17 protein-coding genes and 1 tRNA gene are annotated in these 18,166 nt (G+C 42.0%); 8 read left to right on the plus strand and 10 right to left on the minus strand.

Annotated elements, in window-relative coordinates; all coding sequences use genetic code 11:
• The first annotated feature begins 86 nt into the window (after positions 1-86).
• Entirely contained in the window at positions 87-782 is a 696-nt protein-coding gene (locus tag WKF66_RS08905) for an SRPBCC family protein (RefSeq protein WP_489674079.1), read from the plus strand.
• On the opposite strand, the gene WKF66_RS08910 is transcribed toward WKF66_RS08905, so the two are convergent.
• Positions 779-1,273, minus strand: a complete 495-nt coding sequence (locus tag WKF66_RS08910) for a hypothetical protein (protein ID WP_489674080.1) — start codon at positions 1,271-1,273, stop codon at positions 779-781. The genes WKF66_RS08905 and WKF66_RS08910 overlap by 4 nt on opposite strands.
• Positions 1,274-1,367: 94 nt before the next feature.
• Between WKF66_RS08910 and ychF the strand changes: the two genes are divergently transcribed.
• Positions 1,368-2,462 (plus strand): redox-regulated ATPase YchF, encoded by a 1,095-nt coding sequence (ychF, locus tag WKF66_RS08915; protein WP_489674081.1) that lies wholly within the window; start codon positions 1,368-1,370, stop codon positions 2,460-2,462.
• Between the two features lie 3 nt (positions 2,463-2,465).
• On the opposite strand, the gene mgtE is transcribed toward ychF, so the two are convergent.
• Positions 2,466-3,842 (minus strand): magnesium transporter, encoded by a 1,377-nt coding sequence (gene mgtE, locus WKF66_RS08920; RefSeq protein WP_489674082.1) that lies wholly within the window; start codon positions 3,840-3,842, stop codon positions 2,466-2,468.
• A gap of 248 nt (positions 3,843-4,090) precedes the next feature.
• Here mgtE and WKF66_RS08925 point away from each other — a divergent pair.
• Positions 4,091-4,162 (plus strand) — tRNA-Arg (locus WKF66_RS08925).
• Between the two features lie 104 nt (positions 4,163-4,266).
• Here WKF66_RS08925 and WKF66_RS08930 read toward each other — a convergent pair.
• The 8 genes from WKF66_RS08930 to WKF66_RS08965 form a co-directional block, all read right to left on the minus strand.
• Positions 4,267-5,010 (minus strand): SDR family oxidoreductase, encoded by a 744-nt coding sequence (locus tag WKF66_RS08930; RefSeq protein WP_489674083.1) that lies wholly within the window; start codon positions 5,008-5,010, stop codon positions 4,267-4,269.
• A 216-nt stretch (positions 5,011-5,226) separates the two neighbouring features.
• Positions 5,227-5,355, minus strand: a complete 129-nt coding sequence (locus WKF66_RS08935; RefSeq protein ID WP_489674084.1) for a hypothetical protein — start codon at positions 5,353-5,355, stop codon at positions 5,227-5,229.
• A gap of 31 nt (positions 5,356-5,386) precedes the next feature.
• The gene (locus WKF66_RS08940; protein ID WP_489674085.1) at positions 5,387-5,863 is read right to left on the minus strand and encodes a hypothetical protein; all 477 of its coding nucleotides are present in this window, start codon (positions 5,861-5,863) and stop codon (positions 5,387-5,389) included.
• The gene (locus WKF66_RS08945; protein ID WP_489674086.1) at positions 5,850-6,260 is read right to left on the minus strand and encodes a MerC domain-containing protein; all 411 of its coding nucleotides are present in this window, start codon (positions 6,258-6,260) and stop codon (positions 5,850-5,852) included. The genes WKF66_RS08940 and WKF66_RS08945 overlap by 14 nt, the downstream gene beginning before the upstream one ends.
• A gap of 232 nt (positions 6,261-6,492) precedes the next feature.
• Positions 6,493-7,056 (minus strand): hypothetical protein, encoded by a 564-nt coding sequence (locus tag WKF66_RS08950; RefSeq protein ID WP_489674087.1) that lies wholly within the window; start codon positions 7,054-7,056, stop codon positions 6,493-6,495.
• A 22-nt stretch (positions 7,057-7,078) separates the two neighbouring features.
• Positions 7,079-9,427 (minus strand): TonB-dependent receptor, encoded by a 2,349-nt coding sequence (locus tag WKF66_RS08955; protein WP_489674088.1) that lies wholly within the window; start codon positions 9,425-9,427, stop codon positions 7,079-7,081.
• Between the two features lie 34 nt (positions 9,428-9,461).
• Positions 9,462-9,779, minus strand: coding sequence for a hypothetical protein (locus WKF66_RS08960; RefSeq protein ID WP_489674089.1), 318 nt, complete (start codon positions 9,777-9,779; stop codon positions 9,462-9,464).
• Positions 9,780-9,829: 50 nt separating this feature from the next.
• Positions 9,830-10,078: a hypothetical protein gene (locus tag WKF66_RS08965; RefSeq protein WP_489674090.1), complete on the minus strand. Its 249-nt coding sequence runs from the start codon at positions 10,076-10,078 to the stop codon at positions 9,830-9,832.
• A 606-nt stretch (positions 10,079-10,684) separates the two neighbouring features.
• On the opposite strand from WKF66_RS08965, the gene WKF66_RS08970 reads away from it, so the two are divergent.
• The 5 genes from WKF66_RS08970 to WKF66_RS08990 are packed head-to-tail and all read left to right on the plus strand — an operon-like array spanning position 10,685 to position 18,122.
• The gene (locus WKF66_RS08970; RefSeq protein ID WP_489674091.1) at positions 10,685-13,387 is read left to right on the plus strand and encodes a TonB-dependent receptor; all 2,703 of its coding nucleotides are present in this window, start codon (positions 10,685-10,687) and stop codon (positions 13,385-13,387) included.
• 6 nt (positions 13,388-13,393) lie between these two features.
• Positions 13,394-14,596, plus strand: a complete 1,203-nt coding sequence (locus tag WKF66_RS08975; protein WP_489674092.1) for a DUF4876 domain-containing protein — start codon at positions 13,394-13,396, stop codon at positions 14,594-14,596.
• 5 nt (positions 14,597-14,601) lie between these two features.
• Positions 14,602-16,113, plus strand: coding sequence for a DUF6850 family outer membrane beta-barrel protein (locus WKF66_RS08980; protein ID WP_489674093.1), 1,512 nt, complete (start codon positions 14,602-14,604; stop codon positions 16,111-16,113).
• Position 16,114: 1 nt separating this feature from the next.
• A complete protein-coding gene (locus WKF66_RS08985; RefSeq protein WP_489674094.1) occupies positions 16,115-16,978 on the plus strand; it encodes a hypothetical protein in 864 nt (287 codons plus the stop codon).
• On the plus strand, positions 16,959-18,122 hold the full coding sequence (locus WKF66_RS08990) for an APC family permease (protein WP_489674095.1): 1,164 nt from the start codon (positions 16,959-16,961) through the stop codon (positions 18,120-18,122). The genes WKF66_RS08985 and WKF66_RS08990 overlap by 20 nt, the downstream gene beginning before the upstream one ends.
• Positions 18,123-18,166: the final 44 nt, after the last annotated feature.

Here is an 18,166-nt window from a genome sequence, read left to right on the forward strand (position 1 = left end):
AGGATTTGCTGATAACCAAAGTAGAACATTTTAAGCAAATCGTAAACTTTTAATACCGCAAACTGTTAAAATTAAACCTTTATATTATGTTAGAAACTAAATCTGTCATGGAAATCAAACATCACAACTTAAATCTTCGCTCTGCAGACTTCTCTATCGAAAAAGAACACTATCAGAATCTTGGCATATCAGAACGGTTGTTTTCCGTATTTCTTGGCGGAGTGCTATTAAGCAGAGGAATCACGAGACCCTTCAAAGCACCGTTTATATATGGAGCCTATCTGACTTACCGGGGGGGAACAGGGAGGTGTTTTTTGTATGAGCAAATGGGAATAGATGCGCATACGACTAAGGCAATTAATATCAGAGGAGAGTTCGAAGTAGACAGTCCCCCTGCAATCGTTTATGCCTATTGGAGAAACCTGGAAAATCTTCCGGGAAGCATAAAACATTTGCTTGATGTGGATGTGGTTGATGGAGAAAAATCTCACTGGAAATCCAACATCCTCGGTAAATTCTTTTCGGTAAGCTGGGATGCTAAGATGGTAAAGGACGAGCCGGGAAAACTAATCGGCTGGAGCTCCAGTCAGGATTCGTTCATACACCATGTTGGTCGCGTTACCTTCGCGGAGAGCCAGGATGGACTTGGGACTAAACTAAAGGTTGTCCTTTCTTATCAGCCCCCAGTCGGAGCAATCGGTATGGGAATTGCAAGACTAATTAATCCTTATCTGCAGGGTCTGTTGATGAAAGAACTCAAAACGTTTAAATACAAGCGTTAGCCCATGTTCGCTGCGCCAATTCCGGCTACAATTGCCGAAACTAGTGCCAGTGCGTAAAATCCAAGAAGAACGATCAGCAGGATTCCCCAGAACTTAAAGAAGGATTTCATCTTGCCCATTGCCACACTTAAACTTTCCTGGTCACCATAAAGCACCGCTTGTTTAGCAGCAGTGCTAAACTTGAACAAGATAAAGCTCGGGTAAAAGTAGATCGCAGCAGTAATCAACAGGAAAACTGTAAGAAAACCTGTACCCATAGCCGCGTAGGGGTTATTTTGAGCCCCTACCATCGTGTTCATAGATGACATAATCGCACCTACGCTTAACGACAGCAGGATCATAAGTCCTGTAAAAACAAAGCCCACAATCGAGAGGAATTTTGTCCACTTGGAAGTTTCATAAATAAAACTCCTAACGTCTTCAGTAATGGTTAATAGAACGGGCTCCGGCTCTTGATTTTCATTTGATGTATTGTCGTATATCTCTTCCATTGTAGACTAAATCCTTAGGTTTTCGGTTTCTAAACATAAAGATTATTTTTAAAAATTTGATACCTTTGCGGGCAAATCAAGAAAATAATCATACATGGCATTACAATGTGGTATAGTTGGGTTACCAAATGTTGGAAAATCCACCTTATTTAACTGTTTATCTAACGCAAAAGCACAAGCGGCAAACTTTCCTTTTTGTACTATCGAACCCAATATCGGCGTAATCACTGTGCCGGACGAGAGATTAACTAAGCTCGAGGAACTGGTTAAACCGAATCGTGTGGTTCCAAATACCATTGAGATTGTAGATATCGCTGGATTGGTGAAAGGTGCTTCTAAAGGTGAAGGACTAGGAAACCAGTTTTTAGGCAACATTAGAGCTACCAATGCTGTTATCCATGTTTTGCGTTGCTTTGATGATGGAAACGTAATTCACGTTGATGGCTCTGTGGACCCAATACGTGACAAAGAGATCATTGATACAGAATTGCAATTGAAGGATCTGGACACGGTGACCAAACGCATCCAGAAGGTGGAGAAGTTGGCCAAGACAGATAAGGATGCCAAAAGAACTTTTGAGATTCTAAGCGTAATCAAAACACACTTGGAAGCTGGATTATCTGCCAGATCAGCCGCAGTAAACGCAGAGGACTTCGCTTTCATCGAAGACCTAGGATTACTTACCCAGAAGCCGGTGATGTATGTTTGTAATGTAGATGAGGCTTCTGTAATCAATGGAAATGCCTACGTAGACCGGGTAAAAGAAGCTGTAAAAGATGAGAATGCGGAAGTGTTAGTCATCTCTGCAAAGATCGAGTCTGAGATCGCTGAGCTGGACAGTTACGAAGAGCGCCAGGAGTTTCTTGGAGATCTTGGATTAACAGAATCAGGAGTAAATAAGCTCATCGTAGCTGCTTACCGCCTGTTAGACCTTTACACTTACTTTACTGCGGGTGTACAGGAAGTTAGAGCATGGACAATCACTAAAGGATTTACTGCTCCTCAGGCTGCTGGTGTGATCCATACCGATTTTGAGAAAGGTTTTATCCGCGCTGAGGTCATTAAGTACATTGACTTTGTAACCCTAGGTTCTGAGGCAGCATGTAAGGATGCCGGCAAGTTGGGTATAGAAGGTAAAACTTACGTCGTGGAAGATGGCGACATTATGCACTTCAGATTCAACGTTTAACATTTATAAGAGCACACCGGTAAGGAACAATACCGCAACCGAAAAATATATGATCAGCCCTGTTACATCAACAAGGGTTGCCACAAATGGAGCCGATGACGTAGCAGGATCGGCTCCTAGTTTTTTAAGGAGTAACGGCAGCATTGATCCTGCCAGCGATCCCCAGAGCACAACGCCAACTAATGAAACTCCCACAGTTGCGCCGATGAGTACCCAGTGCGGTCCGTACATTGCTGGAAAAAGAAAGGCATATACAAGTATCCTAAGAAAGCCCATTGTACCGAGCACTACTCCCAGCATTAAGCCGGAAATAATTTCCCGTCGCATTACACGCCACCAATCTGTAATAGTGATCTCACCGAGGGCCATAGCCTGGATAATTAGCGTGGAAGCTTGAGAACCACTGTTTCCACCACTTGAAATAATCAAAGGAACAAACATTGCCAGAACGACTGCCTTAGCTATGTCGGCTTCAAAATGTTGCATAGCAGTAGCCGTAAGCATCTCGCCAAGAAAAAGTACCGCAAGCCAACCTACTCTCCTTTTAAATAGCCCAAAGATGGGCATATCCAGATAAGGTTCATCAAGTGCTTGTGTACCACCAATCTTGTGCATATCTTCGGTATATTCTTCGTTGGCGATCCAAAGAATGTCGTCTACCGTCACGATCCCCAAGAGAACATTGCTGTCATCCACCACGGGCAGTGCTACACGGTTGTTCATCCTAAAGGTATTAATAGCCTCTTCCTGGTGGTCGTCAGCCTTCAGAGCGATCAAGCGCTGATCCGTTAGATCCCCTATCATTGCTTCCGGATCTGCCAGTAATATTTCGCGTATTCTAATGTCATCAAGCAAAATACCATCCTTGTCAATCACATAAACCACATCAATAGTTTCCGAATTCTTACCGTAACGCCTGATGTGCTCAAGTACCCGGTTAACGGTCCAATCAATTTTTACCGCTACATAATCTGGAGTCATTAACCTACCAACACTATCTTCTTCATAACCGAGTAAAGACAACGCTTCTACCCGATCTTTAGCAGGTAAGAGTTTAATTAATTTTGCAACGGCATCACCTTTAAGCTCACTAAACAATGAAGTCCGGTCATCCGGAGGCAGTAAATTAATTAGTTGAGCAAGCTTGTCGCCGGACAGCTTCTTAATGATCTTTTCCTGTGTTGGGAAATCCAGGATCCTGAAAACATTAACCGCTCTTTTAACAGAAAGCGTATCTATAAACTTTACCGCATGTTGAGGGAGTTCATCTATTAAATGTTCGACGTCTGATATATTCAGATCATCAAGATAGATTTTCAATTGTTTATCGTCCTCTAAGGCCAGTAAACGTTCGATTTCTTCAACAACGGTTTCTTCCATACGCAGGTTTAAATACTATCATCAGTTTTTTACCGCTTCAAAATTGCCTTTTATTTTTAAATAAAAGGTCCCCGGCTCATTAAATATTAGTCGGGGAGCCCAATTACCATTCCACAATACTTGATTCGAGGAATTGAAACGGGCGGATGGGTTTAACTGGATGTTAAATCAGCGCTTGTTGTTCCAAAGTTTAGGTTTAAGTTGATTAACCGATTTATTCAATCTTTTTATATCTTTGCCGACCTTAAGTCTTCGTAGTTCAATGGATAGAATGTCAGATTCCGGTTCTGATGATGGGGGTTCGAATCCCTTCGAGGACACAAAGTACATCCCTCAGGGGATGTTACCAACAAATAATTAAAGCCTTTAGATAAAATCTAAAGGCTTTTTTATGTTGCATCTTAATGAGCTAAGTAGCCAATAATTATTTTACCGCGTAGTTCAGGTAACCACCGTCAACTACGATCTCTGTTCCGGTAATGAAACTCGCGCCATCAGAAGCCAGAAACAGCACTGTATTTGCAACTTCATCCGGATTACCAATCCGCTGAAGAGCAGTAGCGCCAGCCAAATACTCATGTGCTTCTGCAGGTACTGCGCCTTCCAAACCAGGCGTTAAAATTGGCCCCGGACTAACACAGTTTACACGGATTTTCCTTCCTGCCAATTCGTTTGCGGCAATCTGGGCAATTTTATTTAATGCGCCTTTAGTTGCAGAATAAATGCTTGCTCCTGAATTTGCAGCTGTTGCAACCGTGGAAGATGTGAACACTACTGACGCTCCATCTGCAAGGTGTGGAATTAATTTTTGTAATGTAAAGAAATGGCCCTTAACATTGGTATTAAATTGTGCATCAAAACTTGCTTCAGTCACATTTTCAATTGGCTCAAATGCGGCAATTCCTGCGTTCAAGAAAAGGACATCTAATTTATTTCCACTTTCTGCAACAGCTTTCTCCAGGATCGAAATGTCTTCAAGTTTTGAAGCGTCCGACACTACAGTAAACAATCTTGGATGGTTTATTTCTGCGGTTGCCTTTTGCAAATTGCCAGCATTTCTACCTGTAATCCAAACAGTAGCGCCTGCGGTGATAAATGCTTTTGCTGTCGCTAGTCCTATTCCAGTAGTTCCACCTGTGATTACTACATTTTTATTTGTAAAGTCCATGATTAGATTTTTAAAATTTATGATGCGAAGTTAGCACAGGTTAGTTTACTTAGGTTACTTTGTTACAAAAAGTAACAGTAACCTCAGGGTTACTAAGTAACTAATTTCACAGACTATCTGTTCTTAATGTCTACTAGCATAATTTACGAGGCTTTATTCGTCAATCAGATAGACGAATAATATAAGTGTACAGAATAGCATCCTTGAGGAAAATTCCTAGCGAATGATCTTGCTTTTCAGGTATAGTTGATATAGCTTCATGCCATCAACCTTTTCGTGACGGCAACCAGGATTAACCATACTTATAAAGAGTATCAGAGTTCCAAATACTAGTTTTCTTTTCATATGTTAAGTTGTTTAAGGCATGAATTCATTACTACTTGTATTCAACCGCACTCGTCAAGGTAATTGGGGGATAGTCCCTCAGATTGACATTCTTCAATTTCAATTTGCCTTTTAATCTTATAGGACGGTTTGTGAACTTAACCCCTTCAGTCATCTCCACAAGGATCATAGCTGGAATACCATTCTGACCGCAATAGTAACATTGATTAATTGGCAAAGTAGATAGAAGAAACCGCGTCTGATTCAGACCTTCACGAATTGGTATAAGATATCCGGTAAGTTCAAATTCCTTATTAGCGTGTGTTTTTAGTTTCTCAGAGAATATAGGAAAAATGTCAGCGTTCTTTTCCAACCTATACTCGAGAGTATTAATGATGTCCCAATTATCGGAACGCAAAAGATCGCTAGCACTATGTTGAGCATTAGCATTGCTAGAAGTAAGGAGGCAAATCAAGAGCATCATGCCAATGCAACGAATGGCATTAATAATTATTTTATTTGAGTTCATTGCCAACATTTGGACTGTGATTATGACTGCAGGTGCGGACGAGTTTCCAATTTATGAAATGTGCCCCTGCAAGTGTAAACCCACCTAACGGGATCAGGATCGCTTCCAGATCATGCCATATAAAGTGCCCACCTGAAATAAAGAGGAACCCAATAGTCAATATTAGTATAGGCATAATGTCTTTGTGTTTTCCAAAAGTACCGAGCAATGACCATGTTCCTAAGACCAAAGAAAGAATTATCATTATGATTTCAACCCATACATTTGCAAGAAATTCTAGCCCTAAAAGCGGCAGAGCGGTGGTTACTAAGGGTAACGCTGCACAATGAATAGCGCAGGCTATAGAAGCGGTCATTCCCCACTGGTCTAGCCTTTCTACTTTAATAAGTGATTTCATGTCTCAAATATAATTGCAACCATGTTGCGATTATAGTCTTTGTTGTTTTATTATATTCAGATGACCTGGCAAGACTTGATTACTAAAGGTAATCTGATACAATGTATACTTCTTGAACCGTATCCCTTAGCTTAAAACAAAGAAGTCCGGACATCCGTCCGGAACTTCTACTATTAACTAAACCAAACTGCAAGGCTAAAATGTCAACTACTTACTTTTAACAAGCGGTAGTCTATTTGATTGTAACGGGGAATACCGCATCGAAGTCGGTACTTCCTGGGGCTTCTGTCCCATTTTTCCCCTCTGGTTGATGACGAAGGGTTACCTGCAATTGTCCAGTAGATATTGCCCCAGTAGCGGCGGCACCTTTCAAACCTATCTGGAAATTATTTTCGTCTTTATCAGTTCTAACAAGGTTAATATTTAGGCCAGTATTAGGCTTATACACCCATAAGTGCTCATCGGATTCCTCGTTAATTTCTGCAAGCACATTGCGGTCATCTGCGTTTGAAGCAGTTTCATTCAACACCTCGGATATTTCAAAGGTATAAGTCGCATTAGCTTTCAAATTTAGTGTACCGATTGTCGCTGGAACACCACCCTCTCCATCAGGATCGGCCCAGGTAACCGTCGCGACGTCGCCGCTGTTTGTAACATTAGTGAACTTAAGGGATACTTTCGTAATCAGTTCGTTTTCATCAGCCTCTGGCAAGTCTTTATCTTTCTTGCATGCTGATAAGCTCATTAGGACTGCAGCTGCTGCAATCATTCCAAATTTTACATTGTTTGTTTTCATGATCGTGTTTTTAATTGTTTTATTATTGTTTATTTCCAAAAGGTATTTGCAATCTAAGAATGATGTTACGACCCAAGTCGGCACTATAGTACCTGAACCTGTTTAAGTAATCGCGATAATTAGCATTGAATAAATTATTCACACTTAACGATAAGTTCCAATTATAGCCCTTAACAGGTAAGGAAGAAGCAACGGAGGCACCGACAAGCGTATAAGCGTCAGGAGCTGGTGTAAAATCCTGATTGTCCCTAACTTTAGATTGACGCGAAACATGTGTGGCCTCAAAATCAATGGTTGTGGTCTTAAATCTCTTCGTATCGGGTAAACTATACCGCAGGGCGCCAGTAAACTTATCTGCAGGAATGTAAATAAGATGTTCGTCATTGTCTGTATTGTATGCCCTTACGGAAGCAAACTTCCCTGTCAACCTAAACCTATCGTTCAAATCATAGTTAACTGTAGCATCCATTCCTGTAAACCGGGAATTGATCTGCACATATTGGTAAGCTAAAAACCCTCCGCGTTGGGTAATCTCAAATATTGGTACTCCAGATGCGTCCAGTTGCGGCTGAAGATAAATATAGCCATCAATTTGGTTGCGATATACTTCAACACTTCCTGTTAAGTGGCCAATTTGCTTGCTGATTCCCGCAGAGAGGTTCAATGATTTTTCTTCTTGCAGACTTCTGTCACCGCGCTCAAATGCAGCATTACCTTGATGTACACCTTCAATAAATAGTTCGTTAATAGAAGGCGGTCTCCAGCCTTTAGAAAAGGTTCCGGTTAAACGATAATCCCCTGGAAGATTGTAAGCCGCACCCAATGTAGCTGATAGTTGATTAAAGTTAAACTCAGGCTTTTCAATCGGACTGTTATTGTCGCGAGGACTAATTCGCTTTGTCGCCTCCATCCACTTCTTGTCATATCTGAAACCTGCTTCCATTTCAAGCTTCTGCCAGCTCCAGCGTTCAATTAGGTAAGCCGCACCGCTATAGCTTTTGAAAAAAGGAATCAAATAAGCACCGTCATAATAGTTGTGTTGGGAGATTGCATTTACACCCACCCGACCACTAAACCCTAGCACCGGCTGATGATCAAAAGATGCATCCAACACCTGGGTATTCAAATCAAATCGGTATTGATAGTTATCCTCGCTGGAGGCGCGAACCACATCATATTCCTTCCGGTAGTTCTGCTGGTAGCTGTATTGTAGATTGAGGGTTCCTGTGTTTGGAAGGTTATAACCTGCCCTAAGCTTTACCAGATGATGATTTACATCTTGATACGGACGTTCAATCGTATAATTGAGATCGGATTGATAAATTGCTAATGGCTCATCCCGTCCAATTGCCGAGTTTCTGTCTTCCGTACTACCTACATTTGAGCCACTAAAAATAGCCAGTTTGGTATTGAAAGTGCTGGCATATAAATCGGCAGTGAGCGCCTTGTTTCGATAGCCTAATAAGAATGCGCCATTGTATTCTCTAAGTCCGGTGTTCTTAAGGTAATAGTCTGCCGTCTTTGAATTTCCAGCAATCCGGCCAGTTCCTTGTATCCTCCAACTGAAATGGTGATTTTTATCCGGACTGCCTTCTAACATAGAAGACAAAGCACCAAGGCCGCTGTTGGTCATACCTACAAGGTTTACTTTCCCCGTTACACCGGGTGTGTATTCCAAGGGAGCTGGTTCTACCAGCACAACCCCACCAATCGCTTCAGCACCATACATTACACTGGCTGCGCCTTTAACAACAGTGATCTGACTTGCAATAAAAGGATCTACTTCCGGTGCATGTTCACTGCCCCATTGCTGCCCCTCTTGCCTTACGCCCGCATTATAAATTAATACCCTGTTACCGTAAAGCCCTTGTATAACGGGTTTAGAAATCGTAGGGCCTGTCTGAATTGAGTTGACGCCTGGAATAACTTTCAAAGACTCCCCTAATGACTCGCCTCTTGTCATTTCCAGGGATTTTCCGTCTAACCTCGCGCTAAGCTGCAAGGGTTTAAGTTCTGTCCTCTGCCCTTCAATGCTTACGGTCTTCAAGCCCTGTGACTCATTAATAAGCGAAATATTAAGTTCTTTTTGCGTGCTAATTGTTATCGCTACCTCTTTAGTCTGATACCCTACGTAAGATATAACCAAGGTATACTTACCGGGACAAAGGTTGTTTAGGTGGTAATGACCGTCGGTATCAGTCACCGAACTTACTCCGGTTTCTTTAAGTACTACTCCGGCCCCAGGCAGCAAAGAACGATCTTGGCTGTCGCGAATAGCGCCAAAGACCATGCTATTGCAGTTCTGGGCTACTGCAGCATACGGCATAATATAGATAAGTAAAGGCAAAAGAAGCCTTAAGCAATTTTTCATTTTCCTGTAAATAGTTAATAGATGATCTAAAAGATTATGCTATTACTACAGGCGGGGCTTTATTAGCGGATTGAACAAATCGGGAAAATGTAAACTGACTTGTAGGTTCGAGATATATTACCCGAACAAAACTAAGTTTTGAAGATTCCAGCTCTGCAGGCTCCGTAGTTCCGAAGATACCATCGAAAGGTTTGCAACATGCTTTCTCAAAGTTCTTTAAACTAGTGAGACCGGATTTGTTAAAAGTAGAGGCTTTATGTTTGTGAAATACCTGATGAAAAGGCACAGCAGCAAACTGTATTGCAAAGAGCAATAAGTAAGCAACATATTTTATAACAGCCTTTTTCTTCATTGGTGATGCAAAGCAACGTTAAAATTTCTTAATAATTTCTTTTACAACAGTTATAATACACTTTTCATAGTATAATAATTTCTTTTTTTCTTTTTGGTTTTAGAAAGAATTTCTCCGAATCCTATCGTAGCTACAAAGATTCCAATTGGGATCAGGTACGGAAAAAGAAACTTTTTATAACTAATGCCTGGTCTTTCCAGCGAATCCAGGTTCAGTTCGGCAGGAACTTCATGGTGTTCAATTATAGATAGCACTATGCCAGTTATAGTAATAACTATGCCGAATAAAATATACTTCATATCAGGTAATCATTAATCTTAACCTTTAGCCATGAACTTTAATTCATGACTTATTTAGCTGCAGCAAAGTTGCGATTAATAAGCCATGATTTTTGTTCTTATTAGCAATAATATTCACTTCCATTAATCACCTATAGTCGATTTAAATAAATTCCACTTTGATTTTGAAGTTAATAGTTGCAACTTTGCTGCACGTTGAACAACTTAACTACGGCATCTTACTCTCCTATATGCAGAATCCTAAAAGTTTCTGCTGCCCTGCTATGCCTGTTGTTTTTGTCAGTGAACTTCATTCAAAACTTGCACCATCATAGGCAAACGCGGAAGGCTAAGACAAATTCAAGCGTAAGTGGTAGCACAGAGAATTGTGCCGTTTGCGATTACATGATTCATAGTCAAAGTAAATTTCTCAGCGGTTCAAATGATTATGAATACGCATCTCCCGTTAAAATATTAAGACAACCTCGTCTTCTCTCAATCTACCTAATTCCCCAGACAGAAGTTCTACACTTTACCAACAAAGGACCCCCAGAAGTTTAGCAACTTCTTTCTAATTCTTCATTTCTCTAATGGCTACGGCTATTACCTGATTACTTCATTACATCAATGTATAAATTTTTACTTGGCTTGCTGCTAAGCGGATGGTTTCTTGCGGCTAACGCTCAGCAAGGGAAAATCACCATTACCGGCAAAGTATCAAAGGCTGAAGATGGTGAAGCGCTGGAAGGCGTCTTCATTCAATCGGCCAACTCTAACAATTATGCTTTAACCTCAGTCAATGGGAGTTTTGCACTTAAAGGTCAACCTTTCGGGCCAACCATACTCAACGTCTCTCTGCTCGGCAGAAAGCCGGTTCAGATCGTTATAAATCCCAAAGCAGACACGACGCTTAATATCACCATGGAAATACTTTCGCTGGCACTGAAAGAGATATCTGTATTGTCTCGTCAACGGAAAATTGGATCCTCGTCTATACTGGATAAATCGGCAATTAAACACCGTCAGCCGACCAGCTTATCAGATGCGTTACAACTTGTGCCCGGGCAGCTTGCAATAAACCCAGATCTTTCCAGCGCACAGCAAATCATATTAAGACAGGTACCTTCCGCATCAGGAACTAACCAGGATGCTGCTCGTGCCAATTCGCTTGGTACAGCTATCGTTTTAGACGGCATACCACTTTCCAACAATGGCAATATGCAGTCTAACGTAAACATTCTGAACAGTAGCCCTGGAAGCCTTGCCCCCTTTTCTTCAGTCGCAGGGCGCGGAAATGATCTAAGACAGATCCCGGCCGACCAAATAGAAAGCATAGAAGTGATTACGGGAATCCCATCGGTTCGGTACGGCGACCTGACTACTGGGGTCGTACTGGTCAACACCCGTGCTGGAGTGTTTGGTCCGCAGTTTACGACCAGGGTAAATCCTACCTTAATCCAACAAACAGCAGGCTTTGGTACTAAGCTTGGTGGCAAAGGCGGCATAATCAACATAGACAACGATTTAACTTATGCTGTCGAAGATCCTAGAAATACCTTATCGCAATACACCAGGCTGACTTCTCAGCTCACATGGTCCAAGCCCTGGCAAAAAAACTTCTTTACCACCACCAAATTAGCCTTGTTGAATACACTAGACAATAACAAACAGGATCCCGATGACCTTACCTATCAGCGGAAAGTGTATAGCCGGGACAATGGTTTTCGCTTCAGCACAAATGGCAAGTTGAATAGCCCAGAGAACTTTTTAAAGTATTTGAACTATGACATCGGTGTCAGTTACAGCCATCAAAAGAGCTATGTCCAGGAGCTTACTGTTAGAGACCTTTTTCCGGTTACTGCCGTCGAGGAAGATTACACCGGTCCTGCCAGATATGGTGAAAGTGAGTATTTAAGCAAAGTTACTGTCTCGGGGAAAGCGCTTTCACTATACGGCCGACTTGAGGGCATGATCTTAAATTCCATAATGGTCGGTGCTGAATACCGCTATGACGGAAACAGAGGCGAAGGAAGGATGTTTGATGCCACACGACCGCCCCGTCAAAACTACAGTGTAGGAGACCGGCCGCGCAGCTATGATGAAATACCGGCCCTCGACCAGATCGCCTATTACATAGAAAAGCGACTTGAAGGAAAGCTCTTCAATCGCAGCTATCAAATGGTCGCCGGTTTGCGATATGATAATATTGCTCCTCAAAATCCATTTGTAGGGAAATTCGGCAACGTACTTGCACCAAGAGTAAACTTTGCTATTGAAGCAATCCCCACCTTAAAGATCAAAGGTGGTTATGGCATCACCTCCAAATCCCCCACTCTTTCTTACCTCTATCCAGGAAAAAGATATTTTGACCTTGTCAATTTTAACTATCATGCAGAGAACCCTGACGAACGCCTTGTAGTGATGACGACACGGGTATTTGACACGATCAATGAAAATATCAGATCATATAAAGCTCAAAAGTTTGAGGTAGGTCTTGATTTGGAGAACGAATATCTTGATGGTTATGTTACCGGATACCATGAAATTAGTCGCGGTGCCTATGGTACCGATCGTACGGTGACGGTGTTAAATGTGGAAAAATACGAAGCAATCGAATTTCCAGCAGGTAAACCTCCGGTGCTTAGTCCTACACCATCCCGTGTTGACCCATTCTATGCCGCGATGGACGTGAGTGCAAATAACCGCAGAATTGAAAACACCGGCTTAGAATTTCAGATTAGAACGAAGCCTATCAGCTGGATCAACACCTCATTTGACTTTAGTGGCGCCTATATTAGTACGGTCTCCTATGATGAAGGTAACGCGGCAGATGCTACCCGAGCAGTCTTCTCAAATGTTGCCCCAAACAGAATTGGTATATTCAGTTCCGGCTATGGGAACAAAGGGCAAAGATTTAATACGACACTTGGATTTGTTACTCGTATACCAGGGTTAAATTTTCTTCTAAGCGGGCTGGCACAGACTATCTGGCTCAATACAAGCTCGGGAATAGACTTAAGCCCTTATGCAATCGGATATATGGATAAGACGGGCAACACCGTATTCCTTTCGCAGGAGGAATCAATGCGCCCTGAGTACCAAGATATCATGCGACCATTGAACTCTTCGTTGCGCTTTATAGTTAAACAACCGCCGTTGTGGCTTTTCAACATTGAGGTCACAAAAGAGCTTAAAAACAACAGCAGCTTTTCTTTCAAGATCAATAACGTTCCAGCTGAACTTGGCAGGTACTATGACCCCTCCCGAGCAACTTATATCCAACGTAACCAGAACTTATTTTTCAGTGCAGAATTTACTATCAAATTATAATAGAACATGAAAACAACAACAAAAACAGCAGTACTATTACTCTTGCTCACCTCAGCATTCTTTGGTTGCAAGAAGCGGGAAGGTGCCCAAATCCAGCAGGCAACATTAACAGTCAAGGTTGAGTACCCCGAAAATTACAGCATTGCAACAGCGACCGATTCAGAGGTAAAGCTAACCAGTAAAAACACAGGATCGGTGGTCACCGTTAAAACTAATAGCACCGGAATTGCAACTTTTACCCAGATCATTCCAGGAGCGTATGATGTATCAGTTACCAGGACACTAACAGCTACAGAAAGTTTCCAGTTAACCGGAATCAGTCAGGTGATCACACTTAATGCTTCGAAAACAGAAGTTGACATCTCCTCTACTACAAGCAATCAACTTGTTTTAAAACTTGCGGGTTCGCCAGCGGGCAGCTTAGTCATCAAGGAGATCTATTACACCGGGTCTAAAACCCCAAGCGGTGGGAATTACTTTTCAGATCAGTTTATTGAAATCTATAACAACTCCACAGAAGTGATTTACCTTGACCAACTTTGCATCGCAGACATTTTTGGAAATTCCGGATTAATAAATCCGAACAATCCTACTACACCCTTCGGATCGGATCAAAACAATTCGTTTGCAAGTAATGTCTGGAAAATCCCAGGATCTGGAAAACAGCACCCATTAAATCCCGGTGCCAGCATAGTTGTTGCTCAAGATGGGGTAAACCATAAAGAAGCTACCTTAAATCCCGCGAGCCCAGTAGATCTTTCAAAAGCAGACTGGGAAACCTACAATGAACGTCCGGATAACCGGGACGCTGATGCTCCTAGTGTGCCAAACCTTGAAAAATTACACTTCACAGGAGGTTTTGATTGGCTGATTACTGTATTCGGCCCTGGAATCGTAATTTTCCGTACCGATGAATTTACCAAACTAGAAAAAGCTACAGTAACAGGTGGAACAACAGAATACATAAAAATACCAAACGCATTGGTAATTGATGCTTTTGAGGCATTAAAGGATGCTGGAAGCGGAAGCTACAAACGTGTTCCTGTCGCCCTGGATGCAGGATTTGCATTTGCTACTTCCACCTACACAGGCGAAAGTTTTAGGCGCAAATCGACGACAACCATCAACGGCCGCAAGATTCTACAGGACACCAATAACAGTGGATCTGACTTTGAGAAACTGACAATTCCCACCCCAAAAGGTTTTTAACCGAAATGAAGCGTATCAACAAGAAAGCGAACCTTATTTCGTTATTTACAATCTTGCTATTTGCTCCCTTGACTGCGTTATTTGCGCAGTCAAAGGCAGATAGTTTGTTTTACTTTCAGCATCAGCTGAGGGCGAATTCATGGCAAGTAAGTAAAAATCCAATTTTCCTTTCCTATGGTAGTTTGCCCCAATTTGCTGAGGCTGGTATATTTTACAGTATTGAGAACGGACGCTTCAAAAGACCCCAGGATTACCTGAAGGGACAACGTGGAGGTATTAAAGCAAGCGGAATCACAAAATACAAGAACTGGCAATTTCTTGGCGACTTTCAATATCAAAAACTATTCAACGATAGCGTTAAATATTCGAATGTCGCAAGGCCTTTCAGCGGCAATCCCTTTATTACGGCCGATCTTCAAGGCGGCAACTGGAAAGGTGATCAAATTCGTGCAGGTCTGAATATGACCGCACCGGCAATAGGAAAGTTGACTTTGGGCTTGTCATTGGAATATGAGGCCGAGCAAAGCGCCCGAGACAATCACCCCAGGCCGCTGTATCGCTTCATGGATTACCGGCTCATGCCTGCTATCGGATTTAATTTCAACAAACAAAACACAGTAAGTATAACAGGAGGATTCACCGGCTCTCGCCAGGTCATAGAAACCGGAATGTATTCAAGGGATAACGCGATGCTATATGACCTTAGGGGATACGGCACAGCGGTGCCAACGACAATTGTAAGTGCAGAGCGGTTTGTTAACAGCTCTGGATGGGAATCCGGCGGAGATTATTTACACAAATCAGGAAATACGTCTATTCTTATAGGTGCCAGATATGCAAAGCGTACCGAAAACGTGAATGAAGGAGTGCAAAAAAATGATCCCTCTTTATCCCTTTTAGTTGGCTCCCTTGATGAAACTAAGGGAAGCGTATATCTGAGCTACCAAAATGAAAGTAAATCGGGAATGTCTGCCTCAGCCACTGCCTGGTTCAGGGACGGGCTTGGATATGATGGATATTTCAACGCCGTCAATCCAACTTACTACCTATCAGGTCTGGACAGCCGGTTCAGCTGGTACTCCTTATCCTCAGGAAAAAGTAATTTGGCGCTTAATCTATATCCAGGCTTGAGCTATGCCAACTATGCAGAAAGCGTAGCGCAAACGGATTGGACAACTTTAATGGCTTATACCAAAATTAGCATGGCATTAAGGTACAAGGTCTCCAGCAAACTGGCCTTGACGGGAACGCCTTTAATAGGCTACTATAAAAATTTGCAGAAAGAGATTTTTGTCGGCAACGCTTCCATCATTTCGGGACTGATCACAGAACCCGACTTCATATTTAGTACCGCCGACTTCTTCGTAGCGGAGGCCGCGATATTAGCTGACTTAAACTTTAAACAAAGCAACTACCGCTGGTCTTTAAGTTATGGAAACAAGGTCTCTACACCGCAGCAAATGAGCGGCAACAACAGAAGAACCCTGTTTCAAACATCACTATCAATTATTTTTTAAGATGAAAAAATACACTATAATTATCTTTACGCTGTCTATCCTTATAGCCGGATGCAGCAAACAACACTATTCATTGAACCGGCATGTAAGTTCAGAATATCAGTCACTTTCTGTCCCTGACAAACAACTAGCCGATACTCTTATCAAAAGGGTATTAGACAATGAAGGTTTATATACGGTGATCAGTAGTTTGAAACCAATGAGCAGTGCATCAGATCTTGTCCTAAAAATTGCTCAGCCAGACACTGCAGTCGCTGGTGTTGCAAAAGTTACTGACGTTGAGTCGCCAGACTATCTAAAACTGGAAAGGTATCAGAAAGTTATAAATGCACTACAATTTGGTGACCTTAAATTTATCATGCTCCCATTCAAAATGCAAAGCAAGGGTGAGCGTATCCTACAGATCAATATTTACCGTCAAAGCCTGGTGGATTCTTTATTGACGGCCAACGCCGCATTCTATGGACAATTCGGGTACGTGCCTGGAGCAAGCGGTCAGTTTGTTATAAACACAACGGAATATGAACACAAATATGACCGATTCAGGTCGTATGGGTATCTATTTGGCTATCCAGATCATGCAGTCGAATTTTTCGTGGCAGCATCAATAAGTAACGACAAAACAGGAGAATTTGTAAAGCGAGACTTCTACCAAATCCCTGTTTTTAGTGGCACAACCGGGCACTTCGTCTACGCGTTGTCTAAGGGAGAAAAGCCAACAAAGGTAGATGAACTTACCAAAGCGAGGGCTGAATATGCATTGCTGAAGTATCAAAACCTTCGGAAGAAATACCTTCGGGAAGACGGCACGCTAAGAGCATACGATTTAATGTTAGCACTATTAAATGATGCTGGTAAAAAATAAGATCGGCTTTTATACTGCAACAGCATTGGTAATTGCGAATATGATAGGAACAGGAGTGTTTACCAGTTTAGGTTTTCAAACAGCTCTGCTTCCATCAGTGACTGTAGTACTACTGCTGTGGTTATGTGGAGGGGTAATTGCAATTTGCGGCGGACTGAGTTATGTTGAACTCGCAAGGCTTTTTCCCGGCTCCGGCGGTGAATATCATTACATTAGTAACACATATTCTATCAATGCGGCAAAAATAGTTGGCCTCGTTTCAATTATCGCAGGGTTTTCAGGTCCGGTCGCTTTAGCGGGAATAGCTCTCGGAGCACACGTTGGCCAGCTCTACCCCCACATAAATGTTAAATTGATCGCCTTTTGCGCTATCAGCTTTGTCACGCTGTTTCATTGTTTCAATCTTAAAATAGCTAGCGGTTTCCAATTACTGAGTACCACTTTAAAGCTTTTGCTAATAGTCATCTTCATTATATGTGGTTACTTTAGTTCAGTTAATTATCTGGACCTATCATTCAGAGAGACAGACCAAAAACTGTTAATAAGCAAGGGCTTTCTTTCCTCCCTTGTATATGTTTCTTTTGCTTACTCCGGCTGGAATGCGAGCATTTACATATTCAATGAGATTGATCGCCCTGTTAAAAACATCAAAAAATCAATAGTTTGGGGAACGCTGATCGTTACTGTACTTTATATTTTTTTAAACGTCATCTTTTTAAAAGTTATCCCACTAGCAAACACTACTGGAGTCATTGAAATTGGAGCGCTTGCCGCTTCTTCCATATTTGGGACAATTGGAGGTAAAATTGCTTCCGCAATTATTAGCTTATTACTAGTTTCAACAATAAGTGCAATGGTATGGACCGGTCCGAGAGTCATCGATGCTATGCTACCTCGGCTAAAGAAGAAACCGGTGCCCTTGCATGCAGTAATAATTCAATACGGGATAACTGTGTTGTTGTTGTTCACCGGCACATTCGAGCATATTTTAAGCTATACCGGCGTGGCGCTGAGCTTGAGTTCCTGTGTCGCTGTTAGCATTTTATTCTTTAAACATAAGGCGGTTAGCAAGCTAAGTTTGCTAATTGCATTAATATATATATTTGCTACGCTCTGGAGCTGCTACTATCTAATATTTATGTAAAGCTGCAGATGAAATCAACAGAATGATCAATGAAATTCAAACCA

This window comes from Pedobacter sp. (genome assembly GCF_037719805.1).
Taxonomy (GTDB): Bacteria; Bacteroidota; Bacteroidia; order Sphingobacteriales; family Sphingobacteriaceae; genus Pedobacter.

Bases quoted from the DNA above. Each gene is read 5' to 3' on its own strand.
- WKF66_RS08905 (WP_489674079.1), top strand. From the start codon at position 87: ATGTTAGAAACTAAATCTGTCATGGAAATCAAACATCACAACTTAAAT.
- WKF66_RS08910 (WP_489674080.1), bottom strand. From the start codon at position 1,273: ATGGAAGAGATATACGACAATACATCAAATGAAAATCAAGAGCCGGAG.
- ychF (WP_489674081.1), top strand. From the start codon at position 1,368: ATGGCATTACAATGTGGTATAGTTGGGTTACCAAATGTTGGAAAATCC.
- mgtE (WP_489674082.1), bottom strand. From the start codon at position 3,842: ATGGAAGAAACCGTTGTTGAAGAAATCGAACGTTTACTGGCCTTAGAG.
- WKF66_RS08930 (WP_489674083.1), bottom strand. From the start codon at position 5,010: ATGGACTTTACAAATAAAAATGTAGTAATCACAGGTGGAACTACTGGA.
- WKF66_RS08935 (WP_489674084.1), bottom strand. From the start codon at position 5,355: ATGAAAAGAAAACTAGTATTTGGAACTCTGATACTCTTTATAAGTATG.
- WKF66_RS08940 (WP_489674085.1), bottom strand. From the start codon at position 5,863: ATGAACTCAAATAAAATAATTATTAATGCCATTCGTTGCATTGGCATG.
- WKF66_RS08945 (WP_489674086.1), bottom strand. From the start codon at position 6,260: ATGAAATCACTTATTAAAGTAGAAAGGCTAGACCAGTGGGGAATGACC.
- WKF66_RS08950 (WP_489674087.1), bottom strand. From the start codon at position 7,056: ATGAAAACAAACAATGTAAAATTTGGAATGATTGCAGCAGCTGCAGTC.
- WKF66_RS08955 (WP_489674088.1), bottom strand. From the start codon at position 9,427: ATGAAAAATTGCTTAAGGCTTCTTTTGCCTTTACTTATCTATATTATG.
- WKF66_RS08960 (WP_489674089.1), bottom strand. From the start codon at position 9,779: ATGAAGAAAAAGGCTGTTATAAAATATGTTGCTTACTTATTGCTCTTT.
- WKF66_RS08965 (WP_489674090.1), bottom strand. From the start codon at position 10,078: ATGAAGTATATTTTATTCGGCATAGTTATTACTATAACTGGCATAGTG.
- WKF66_RS08970 (WP_489674091.1), top strand. From the start codon at position 10,685: ATGTATAAATTTTTACTTGGCTTGCTGCTAAGCGGATGGTTTCTTGCG.
- WKF66_RS08975 (WP_489674092.1), top strand. From the start codon at position 13,394: ATGAAAACAACAACAAAAACAGCAGTACTATTACTCTTGCTCACCTCA.
- WKF66_RS08980 (WP_489674093.1), top strand. From the start codon at position 14,602: ATGAAGCGTATCAACAAGAAAGCGAACCTTATTTCGTTATTTACAATC.
- WKF66_RS08985 (WP_489674094.1), top strand. From the start codon at position 16,115: ATGAAAAAATACACTATAATTATCTTTACGCTGTCTATCCTTATAGCC.
- WKF66_RS08990 (WP_489674095.1), top strand. From the start codon at position 16,959: ATGATGCTGGTAAAAAATAAGATCGGCTTTTATACTGCAACAGCATTG.